Source organism: Natrinema soli (assembly GCF_028618695.1).
Genome location: NZ_JAQIVI010000362.1, coordinates 1 through 866, shown reverse-complemented (window position 1 = coordinate 866; position 866 = coordinate 1). Strand labels below are relative to the sequence as shown.

The window sequence follows — 866 nt, the reverse complement described above, 5'->3', positions numbered from 1 at the left end:
CCCACTCGAGGTCTCGCGGGTGGGCGGCGTTGACCAGCACGCCGTCGGCGTGTTTCGCGCTCATCCGGAGCATGTGCGGGCCCTGCGCGCCGACGTAGACCGGAATGTGCTCGGACGGGGGCTCGAGGTTGAGCGACGCGTCCCGCGCGGTGAACGTCCCCTCGTGGGTGACCGTCCGGCCGTCCCAGAGGTCTCGAGCGAGGTCGAACGTCTCGAGGACGCGCCGGAGCGGGCTGTCGCGCTCGAGACCGAGGTTCGACAGGGAGGAACGGTCGCCCGCGCCGACGCCGAAGACGCCTCTGCCGTCGCTGATCTCGTCGATCGTCGCCGTCTGCGCGGCCAATTTCACGGGGTGCGTTTCGTACGGATTGACGACGCCCGGCCCGAGCCGGATCTCGTCCGTGACGTCGGCCATCCGGGAGAGCACCACGAACGGATCCCGATTGAAGTAGTGGCTGCTCGCGAACGCGACGTCGAACCCCTCGTCCTCAGCGAGCGCGGCCAGGTCGGCCACTCGTTCGGGCGGGTGTTCGGGGGTGAGCTCGATGCCCCAGGTCGGATCGTCGTCGCGGCTCGCGAATCGCTGTTCTCCCCGCTCGTTTTCTCGAGAACCTCGCTCCGCTCCGTTCTCACCGTTCATCCGTCGAACCTCCACTCCCGAAGCGACTGACGAACGAAGTCGCTCTCGACGGATCGAAAGAGCTCGTCGCTCCCCTCGTGATTGCCAAAGTCCCAGTCCCGGACGACGACGGCGGGCGTGCCGCCGGCTCCCTCGCCGGTGACGAGATTCGCGGCGGCGGCGAGTTCGTCGAGGGCCGACTGGACGGTGACGCCGAGTTCGTGGCCGTCCCGGTCGAGTTCGCCCC

The 866-nt window shown here is 68.8% G+C and carries 2 protein-coding genes; both read right to left on the bottom strand.

The features are described from left to right. On the bottom strand, nucleotides 1-640 hold a 640-nt coding region (locus PGX04_RS20665; RefSeq protein WP_273740229.1), incomplete at its 3' end, for a 5,10-methylenetetrahydromethanopterin reductase. Beyond that, nucleotides 637-866, bottom strand: a 230-nt coding sequence (locus tag PGX04_RS20660) for a coenzyme F420-0:L-glutamate ligase (RefSeq protein ID WP_273740228.1), incomplete at its 5' end; no start/stop codon positions are given. The genes PGX04_RS20660 and PGX04_RS20665, both read right to left, overlap by 4 nt.